The following is a 1,874-nucleotide window of genomic DNA, read 5'->3' as shown; positions in this document are numbered from 1 at the left end:
TTGGATAAGCTTCGTATGTCATCAAATCGCTTCATACTGACCATCAAAGGAGAATGGGTAGAATATACGATTTGAACGCTACTAGCAGTTCCTGCTATTCCTTGATCGTTAAACGAAGACAGAATTGACATGAGATGTCGTTGGCGATTCGGATGTTGGTATAATTCTGGCTCTTCAATTCCTAAAATAAGGCTGGGATCATGGTCGTTACCCTCCTCACTGTCAGAACCCATCTCCTCGCTGTGAACTGCTAAATTTTGGAGTAGAGAAATGATGAAGGCACGCTGAGAACCGTGACCGGCATGTTTTACTTCCGATATAAAATCATCGACCTCCAATTTAATATCTGCTTGTGGCATCTGGATGTCAATAACGTCCTCTGTATTCCAAGAAAGATCGACGCCAACACCGGGGGCGAATGTTTTGAGCGTTTCAGAAAGATCTGTCTCTAATTGGCTAAGTTCTCCTTCTGATGCGGATTTAATTAGTTGCGCGTAGCGTTTTTGTGCCACTTGCTGGAACTCTTCTAGATCCTCACGTTCAGAGAGCGCTGCACGAACGACTAAATCCATCAGTTCCGTCAGAGGACTACCACGTTTATCATCGGCATCTTCACTTGCATCTCGGACTGCCGGGATCAAAATATACCGTGTAAATTCCTCGAGAGCGGCTTGACCAACCGAGTTGAAACCAAAGAATTGGCCGTCATCTCGTCTACGCTCACATTCGTCTGGGTGTTCTTCTTCCCACTCTTTCAACACTGCTTCCGCTTCCTTTTGATTCTGATACTCTGGTAGTTCGCTGTACCCTATGTTGAATAGATCTTCATATTCGCGGCGGAGATCATGACCACTTGCATTGCGAAATCCATCGAAATCGGGGTTGTAAAGTCGACTCCCGTGGTATCTCTGGTTCCCACGGTTGTCTGGGTACTCCATCACTTTCTCCACGGTTAATGTTTCACCACCAGTATAGGAACTGAATCTTTCCTGAGCTTCCTCACCCAAATTTGTGAACTCTACTTGAACGCTAATTTCCTCGTCGGTATTTCGATTGTAGAAGTCTTCTTCGGTATACGAGGCGTTAGCTGTATAAAATAGGTCTAGCGACTTAAGGAACGAAGATTTTCCTGCTCCGTTTGATCCTATTAGTGCAGTCAGCTCATTAAAATCGATCTGCGCATCTCGAAGACTTCGAAAATTCCGGACACGTACTGAACTAATCTGCATTATTTGACCTGATCGTAGCTGTAGTTGTCTTTTATATTCCGATGGAAGTATTTCCCATGTGAAGCAGCATTCATGAGTTCCTGATGAATCTGTTTTGGAACATCAAAATACTGGTAGACGCTTCCACCATTGAACTCTATTTCTAGAACCTGATTTGCCTGATCATACCCTACACTTCTGAGGTTGCTTGAGGAAACAGAGACTCGGTTCATACGAGACAATATGACAAAACGACAACTTAGTTCTATCCCACTACATACGAGTTAATTTAGAGTCTTAGTTACTGTGTTGGGTGAGGCAGTACGGGAGGCCAAGGACTTCGACAGCTTCGACGTCGGGGGCTTTGATGACGGCTTGACCTTCGTCATATTTTTGCAGGTCTTGTTCGTACCCACGGGGGGAATTTTGGTGATGACTTCTTAGCGGAGGCCGAGGAACATGTTGGTATTAGTTTGTTTGAGGATGTCACCGTCGATGTCTTCGGGGTTTTGGGTGATAATGAAGAGACCGAGTTTGTCTTTACGGCTTGTTTGACGGCGTAGCAGGCGCGGCTAACGATGTATTGTTGGCGGAGAGTAGTAGGGTCGGAGACATAGCGGGGGTGCTTGGTTTACTTCCACCGCGCCGAGAGGAGGTTTATAATCC

Annotated in this window: 2 protein-coding genes; both read right to left on the bottom strand. The window is 45.5% G+C overall.

Going from position 1 to position 1,874, the window contains the following annotated elements:
* Positions 1–1,229, bottom strand: a 1,229-nt coding sequence (locus U4E84_RS16780; RefSeq protein WP_322533247.1) for an ATP-binding protein, incomplete at its 3' end; no start/stop codon positions are given.
* Entirely contained in the window at positions 1,229–1,441 is a 213-nt protein-coding gene (locus tag U4E84_RS16775) for a KTSC domain-containing protein (protein WP_322533246.1), read from the bottom strand. The genes U4E84_RS16780 and U4E84_RS16775, both read right to left, overlap by 1 nt.
* Between the last annotated feature and the right edge of the window lie 433 nt (positions 1,442–1,874).

Origin of the sequence: Halorubrum sp. AD140 (assembly GCF_034497445.1) — an archaeon.
Classification (GTDB): domain Archaea; phylum Halobacteriota; class Halobacteria; order Halobacteriales; family Haloferacaceae; genus Halorubrum.
Note: the sequence above shows the minus strand (reverse complement) of the source record. Positions and strands in the feature narration are given on the sequence as shown.